We start from the raw sequence: 7,212 nt of genomic DNA, 5'->3' as shown, positions 1-7,212 counted from the left end.
GGTTTAGGATTGTTTATCGTACAACAACTTTTTGAAAAATATGGCTGGGAGTATTCATTCAAGTCAACTGCTAATTCTAGGATGTGTTTTTCTGTCATTTTTAGTGGAAGAAGCCTAAATTGATCGATGGCATCGCTAAAGGATAAACGATCTGTCGCCACAAGATTTATTGGATATTTTTGTGATAGTAGCGAAGCTAATAGCCAAATTGCACAACTGCTATTTGCCAGGGACTTTGATTTTTTATTTTTACACACTCAACTGGAATGTACAAAACCACACTATACCATACCACTAAATAGTAAGAACAAAATGATCAAAAAACTCACAACGTACTAGAAACTCTTGTAGAAAATTTAGTCCCTGGTAAGTAGCAGTTGTGCAATCAGGTTGTGATAGATTGAAAGAAGTCAGGACTACGTTCGCGCAGTCCTGACTTCTTTTTGTATAGTTTCTTATCATTTTCTGAACACTCTTTTTCCCAATTTAATTATACATATTCTATTACTCAATTTTTAATTTGCTCAACATATCTGGCCAGCAAGAACGGTTTATATTTTTCATCTAGAATAAAGTCCAACAGTGTATAGTCTATTGAACTCCTAATAATGATTCAACGAGTCTAGTTGAGTTTGCTTTTGAACGAAAAAAGCCTTTAACAAAAAAATATTCCTTCGCATTTTAAACAAAATGTTAAAAAGGAAAAACAATTTTTCGCTACCCTATGAAAAAATGGTTTTTTTTTTAAAAGACATAAAATGTTATTATTGCTGAAGTAAGAGATTTCCTTATAGGATTATCCTTGCGTGTTTATTCTAGAAAACCATGATTTTTGAGCCACTTCATATAAAGGAGGAAGGAAATGAAGAGGAAAATTTGGATCGTCATTAGCTGTTTGTTGGGGATCCTAATGGTGGCTATAACATCTACTTCCAGTTATGCATCATCAGTTCAGTCTACAGAGACCGATGGAACAATTCGGTTTACGGGACGCTATGAACCAGAAGGAACACCAGATCCACCACCGACCGGCATTGCCAAGCCGCTTGCTGGCGACAGGATGCCTCAGACTAATACGGTGAATCAACACCATTGGGTATGGCTAGGCTGGTTGGTAATTGGTTTAGTTGCCACCGTCGATGCCAAAAAGAAATACCAAGAACACAAAAAATAGAAAACGAAAGAAGTAATTCTTAATGAAATTTATCCGATTAGTAATAGTTGCAGCTTTGTCTACCACTATTTTAGCAGGAGGCGCTCAAGCGTTTGCTGAAGAAGAATCAAAAGAAGTACGCAATACAACTACAGAAGGTCAAATCACCTTCACACCAGGGGATGACGACACAGTGGTTGCCCCAGGAGAAACTGGTCCAGACGTAGAGATCCCAGCAGTCGTTAATCCAGATGGCAATAACAAAGGACCTTTGACTATTACCTATGTACCAACGATGAACTTTGGTTCCCAAGTTATCTCTACTACTGATGAAACATATAACATGGTAGCTGAAAAGTTTCAATTGACTGGGACTGAAGGCGAAGAAAACATGGTTCCTTATGTGAGTTTGGCACAAGTACAAGATACTCGTGGAACAAATGAAGGATGGGACTTAAGCGTGAGCTTGTCTGAATTCCAAGCAACAAAAGCGACACAAAACGATGTATTAAAAGGAGCGCGCATCAGCTTACACGATCCGCAGATTACTTACAGCATTGATGATGCAGCACAAATGCCAGAAGCACATGAAAACGGCATGGAGTTGATTCCAAATACCACTGCGGTTTCAGTTATGACAGCTGCAGCGGAAAAAGGAGCAGGAACCTCTTCTGTTGTTTGGGGAGATCACGATACACTTGCACAACAAATTGAAGATGGCGCAGAAGTCATAGAAAATGCGGCAATCAAACTATTTGTTCCTGGTTTAACTGCGAAAGATGCGGTGACGTATCAATCTACACTGACGTGGGAATTAAACCTCACACCAGAAAACGAACTTTAAGAAGCATAAAAAACCTTTTTCCTTGTCACTCGTAGTATGGGCAGCGTTGCAGAAACTTGTAGCGCTGCTTTTTTTAAGAAAGGATCATGAATGATGAAGTACAAGAAACACCAGAAACACCAGAAACGAACGCATACCCTTATTTGGTTGTTGGCAGTGAGCTTCTTTTTTCTACCACTCTCTGCACACGCTCAGGAACAAGCATTCAATATCTATGCCATCCCACTTTTTCCGGCGAGTCAAGTCGATGAAGGAAAAGGGTACTATGATTTAAATTTAGCACCGAATCAAAAAGAAATCTTACGTCTTGAAGTCGGTAATACCAGTGCCGAACCCATAAGGGTTCAGGTGACGCCTCATACAGCTTACACCAATGTCTTAGGCAAAGTGGAATACGGGAAGGACGCGATCGAAGCGGATCCGTCATTGAAGTATTTGTTGGCGGATTTAATGGAACCTTCTGAGATGATTGAGTTAGCCGGTAATGAAACAAGAATCGTTGAGATACCTTTACAAATGCCATCAGAAGCCTTTGAAGGATTTTTGGCCGGTGGCTTACGCATTGCTGAATTCAAAGATGAAGTAGAAAAAAGTGACGAATCAGAAGGCGTAGCCATCAAAAATGAATTTGCTTATGTACTCGGTGTTGTTATCAGCAATTCTCGCGACTCTGTCCAGCCGGATTTGGAACTACTAGATGTCTTTGCGGACCAGTTGAACTATCGTAATGTGATCAGTGCTACTTTGCAAAATTTCACGCCGACCTTTGTCAATCGCTTGGCGGTGGAAGCCACGGTGAAACATGTAGGAGAGAACGACGTTCTTTATGAAACCAGCCAAGAAATGATGCAGATGGCACCCAATTCGAATTTCCATTTTCCGATTTCTTTAGAAGGGGATCGATTCCGCAGTGGAGAGTATGTCTTAGAATTAACAGCAACTTCAGGAGAAAATGAATGGTCTTGGACGCGTGAATTTACAATTGAGGCGGATGAAGCACGCAACTTGAACCGAGAAGATGTGACGGTTGATACAAGTATCAATTGGTGGATGGTCGGATCAATCATTTTAACTGTTCTTTTACTGGGGATCGTTGTTTACCTACTTATTAAAAAAAAAGAAATCAAGAGAAAATGAGCAAGAGAAGTGAGAAGGAGTGAATGGAATGCCCAATAGATTAAGAAGACCGATGCTTGTGTTAGGGACGACCATCTTGATCATGCAAGCCGTATTAATGCCTGTTGGCATGGTCTACACAGAGGCAACGATGGACACTGATGAACAAGAATTAGTGGAACTACCAGCAATGAAAAACTATCTTGAAGAAGTACATGCTAGTAACCCGCACTTTTTCTTTACTCGTTCTCGGTTGCAAGGAATGACAGAAGAACCTGTGCAGGTCACATTCTTTTCTGATCAAAAAGTGTCAGAGGCACGAGTATTTTTACCCGAAGAAGCAACACTCTTGAAAGATCAATTAGCAACGGGGATTTCAATTGAGGAAGGAGAGCAGTCTCTTGAATGGATTGTCCACTCAAAGCGTGCGCAAAATACCTTTGTCCTTCCTTTAGTATTTGAAAAATCGGGAAACTATGAACTGTCGGTGGGAGACACGACGGCCCATTTAGAAATTAGTGAGGAAGTTCCGGGTGAAGAAACAGAATCTTCAAATGAGGATCTATTAGCGAAAAAAGATGTAAAAGAAGAAATTGCAGGTTATGGAATTTTAAAAAATCAACTATCAGATATCCCATTTCCACCTCCGCTTGAAATAGGTCATGCTGATAAACCTATGGATCAATTTGACAGATGGGTGTCACTTGATTCTTCAGGGGATATAGAATCTGGCTGGGAAAATATACCTGCTACTACTATATATAGCGCTACTAGCGGCAGTTCTCGCACACTTATAAACGGTAATCCAGTCAGTCACGCTTCAGCTGTCGATTCTATGGGGCCTATAATAACACCAGGTGACATTATAATATTCGAAAATGTAGGAACTGGAGTTGACGACAAGCCATTTCATGCGAGATTTGAAGTGATCAGAACAAGAAATTCAACGGGAATCAATAATGTTATGCGTCTAAATTCTATTGGGTTTAATAACAGAACTGGCGAAGGGACTGCAGATTTTTCAGCAGTTACTTCATTTGTATATAACGATGGAACCAATGTAGATGGAGACGTCCTTCTGAGTTTAGATGGTTCAGCAACAACTAACCATGGGAGTTTTTATATTACGTTATTAAATGAAAATATAAAAGCTGTTCTAGGACAACCAAATAGTCAAAACGGTTGGGGGGAGACGGATGGGATAACTACAACCATTAAGCCAGGTGCATCCCTTAATATAATTGTTCCAGGTGCCCCACATGTTCAGGTTTTTTCACGTGCTGTCAGAAACTCAGTTGTCTTATTTGAACAACAAGGGCCAAGCTTGGATATTTCTTATGATGAACTGAGTGTAAAGGGGGCAATTAATGATGAACGATTTATAAGTGAATTTAATATAATACAGAGAATACCTAAAAATCGTAGAGAAGAGTTAGAAATATATTTAAATGCACCAGATATTTTAAATAAAGATGGGTTAAATATAAGATCTATTATCAATACAGATGGAGATAATTTGATAGAGGATGTAGATGTATATTTTAATGACGAGAGTAATGAATGGATAATTTATTTTTCTCAGGAAATAATTGATAAACAAGCAGGAAAAAACATAAATTTAGCATTAAATTTTACAATTGATAAGGATAACAATCCAGAAAATTATTTGGAAGAAGATTACTTAGAAATTGGCATTGAAGTAATGAATAGTCTCAGTTCAACTATTGCTGCTGACACAGCCTTTACTTGGGCAAGACCATGGGGAGATCCTGTGCCACAAGAGGTTGGGGCGGGGATTTCCACGACTGATTTAGATTCAAAGAAGTTTGTTGATAATCTTTCCAATAAGCTTGAAGGTGATGCTCCATTTGTTGTTGGTTTTTCGGAAGAACAATCATTTTATATCTTAGGCAATACATTTGCTGATGTAATCATCGAATCTGAAATAAGTGGAATTCAAAATATAATAGAAGTACCAGTGACGGTTGTTGAAAAGAACGGTAGTGTATTTGTTCACTACTTAGATAGAGATGGAAATCTATTGGCAGATCCTGATGAATTAGTAGGGAAAATTGGCGAAGTCTATGAAACACATGCCAAGGAAATCCAGAACTATCACGTCGTAATGGAGCCGGATAATGCAACTGGCATTTATGAAGAAAATCAGATTAAGGTAACCTACATTTATGATATTACTCCCATTTCCCCGTTAGATCCTTTGGATCCAGAAGTCGAAGTTGACCCAGAAAATCAGCCTGGGCTTCCAGAAGACCAAGGACTACTGAGTATTGACTTCATTTCATCCTTCAATTTTGGTTCACAAGGCATTTCAGTTCAGGATCAATGGTATTATGCACAACCACAACGATTATTGAATCCGGACGGAACCATAAACGAGGGCGAAGAACGACCAAATTATATCCAAATCAGTGACCGCCGTTCAGAAAACGACCGACATAGCTGGCAGCTGGCAGTGACACAAAATAGTCAATTTACGAACCTTGACGAACATGAATTGGCAGGTGCCCGTTTGCACTTAACGAACCAACAGTTTGCCACAGCACAAGACGGTGTAGAACCAGTCATTCGTCACCAAGAAGGAGTCGTTTTAATTCCTGAGCATAGAACGGAACTTATCACCGCCAAAAACGAACAAGGAACCGGTACATGGATTTATCGCTTTGGTGATGGGACAAGTGCGGGAGAAAGTGTGGCATTAGAAGTTCCCCAAACTGCTTTACCAAGGGCCACCACTTATCAAACAACGCTTACTTGGGAGCTTAGTGCGGTACCAGAAAACGAATAATTGAAAAAAGGGAAAGGACTTCGGTTCTTTTCCTTTTTCACAAAAAGGAGAGGCCGTATTCATGAATTCTTTGTTTAGGCAGTTGATTTATAAGACAAGGACTCGTCGCTGGTTTGAGCTATTGACCTTGTTGGAACAAAAAGAGCACGTGATGGTCAAAGAGTTTGTGGACCAGATGCGCTATACACGACGAACAATACTACAAGATATCAAATAACTTAAGACCTATTTTGGCTTTTCAATCTTTTGGATCGGTGACGAAAACGGCTACCACTTCTCATTACAAGATCCCTATATTTATGAACAGAAAAAACAAAGACTATTGGCAGAGGAACGACTTTTTTGTTCTTTGATCACCTGGCAAACGAAAACCCGTTAGATAATGGCCAATTAGCACAGTTCTTGGACGTTTCGCTTGCCAGCTTTACCCGTTTGAAGCACCAACTCCAAGGAATCTTACGAAAAGACTGTCGGCTCAAATTGGATGCAAAGACCAATCTATTGGTGGGAGAAGAGGCAGATATCCGTCAAGTATTGTACGAGTTTTATTTTACCTTGTCGGTGTATCCAGAAGGATTTTGGAAAAAAGTGAAAGAACTGTGTCAGAATCAAACGTCCGTTCCGGCTGGCAATTGGCAGCTAAACAACACTTGGATGAACCAGTGGTTTCACATTGCAAAGATACGAGTGACCAAAGGAAAGTTTTTGCCAGAAAATAATACAGAGCTTTGTCTACAAGAAACGTTAATTCAGTCATTCGATCGTCAAGTAACGGTGTCACTACCCGACCATCTGTAGTTGGTATGATGCTTCGTTCGACCAAATGATACATCTTAATGAGTGAACCTGACCTTAGAATGCTCGTATGAACACGTTTTTTTAACGTTATTAAAATTCCTCTCTATTAACTAAGGAATAACGTTCACTTCGATAAATGTTGTTTTTTAATATACTCCAATACCTCTAATTCTGCTAAAACCTTACCAACATCTTTTTTATATATACGATAGCTAATAACAGCACAACATGTTGTAAAAATATACCAAGCTAAATAGTAAATCGTGCCTATTATACTAGTGAATTGAACATCTACAAAAAGAAAGTTAGGCAATACTAACGCAAATCCAGAAATAAAAATCACAAGAACTAAATTAAAAAAATTTCTTCTATCGTCTAATTTTATTCTTTTTAATGCAATTAACCAATCTAGATCCACTTCATCTTTTTTTTTATTTTTTCATAATACTCTTTCATTTCCTTTTCATTCATAATAACCATCCTATAAATATTATT

At 38.9% G+C, this 7,212-nt stretch carries 6 protein-coding genes; all 6 read left to right on the top strand.

What is annotated here, in order from left to right; all coding sequences use genetic code 11:
* Window positions 1-862: 862 nt before the first annotated feature.
* The 6 genes from I2F89_RS12805 to I2F89_RS12780 all read left to right on the top strand — a co-directional run bounded on the left by I2F89_RS12805 (window position 863) and on the right by I2F89_RS12780 (window position 6,717).
* The gene (locus tag I2F89_RS12805; RefSeq protein WP_086335686.1) at window positions 863-1,174 is read left to right on the top strand and encodes a hypothetical protein; all 312 of its coding nucleotides are present in this window, start codon (window positions 863-865) and stop codon (window positions 1,172-1,174) included.
* Between the two features lie 22 nt (window positions 1,175-1,196).
* Window positions 1,197-1,997 carry a WxL domain-containing protein gene (locus tag I2F89_RS12800; protein ID WP_086335688.1) on the top strand — a complete coding sequence of 267 codons (801 nt, stop codon included), beginning with the start codon at window positions 1,197-1,199 and terminating at the stop codon, window positions 1,995-1,997.
* Window positions 1,998-2,087: 90 nt separating this feature from the next.
* Window positions 2,088-3,134 (top strand): DUF916 and DUF3324 domain-containing protein, encoded by a 1,047-nt coding sequence (locus I2F89_RS12795; RefSeq protein ID WP_195514469.1) that lies wholly within the window; start codon window positions 2,088-2,090, stop codon window positions 3,132-3,134.
* Window positions 3,135-3,162: 28 nt separating this feature from the next.
* The gene (locus I2F89_RS12790; RefSeq protein WP_195514468.1) at window positions 3,163-5,919 is read left to right on the top strand and encodes a WxL domain-containing protein; all 2,757 of its coding nucleotides are present in this window, start codon (window positions 3,163-3,165) and stop codon (window positions 5,917-5,919) included.
* A 61-nt stretch (window positions 5,920-5,980) separates the two neighbouring features.
* Window positions 5,981-6,136: a hypothetical protein gene (locus I2F89_RS12785; RefSeq protein WP_176285355.1), complete on the top strand. Its 156-nt coding sequence runs from the start codon at window positions 5,981-5,983 to the stop codon at window positions 6,134-6,136.
* Between the two features lie 125 nt (window positions 6,137-6,261).
* Window positions 6,262-6,717, top strand: coding sequence for a helix-turn-helix domain-containing protein (locus I2F89_RS12780; protein ID WP_176285356.1), 456 nt, complete (start codon window positions 6,262-6,264; stop codon window positions 6,715-6,717).
* Window positions 6,718-7,212 lie beyond the last annotated feature (495 nt).

Origin of the sequence: Enterococcus sp. 1001283B150225_161107_E12, assembly GCF_015556925.1 — a bacterium.
GTDB lineage: Bacteria > Bacillota > Bacilli > Lactobacillales > Enterococcaceae > Enterococcus_B > Enterococcus_B mundtii.
The sequence above is the reverse complement of the archived record's forward strand: the minus strand, read 5'-3'. Positions and strand labels throughout refer to the sequence as shown.

What these genes read in the sequence shown, in the direction of transcription:
- I2F89_RS12805 (WP_086335686.1), top strand. Translation starts at nt 863, where the DNA reads ATGAAGAGGAAAATTTGGATCGTCATTAGCTGTTTGTTGGGGATCCTA.
- I2F89_RS12785 (WP_176285355.1), top strand. Translation starts at nt 5,981, where the DNA reads ATGAATTCTTTGTTTAGGCAGTTGATTTATAAGACAAGGACTCGTCGC.
- I2F89_RS12800 (WP_086335688.1), top strand. Translation starts at nt 1,197, where the DNA reads ATGAAATTTATCCGATTAGTAATAGTTGCAGCTTTGTCTACCACTATT.
- I2F89_RS12790 (WP_195514468.1), top strand. Translation starts at nt 3,163, where the DNA reads ATGCCCAATAGATTAAGAAGACCGATGCTTGTGTTAGGGACGACCATC.
- I2F89_RS12795 (WP_195514469.1), top strand. Translation starts at nt 2,088, where the DNA reads ATGATGAAGTACAAGAAACACCAGAAACACCAGAAACGAACGCATACC.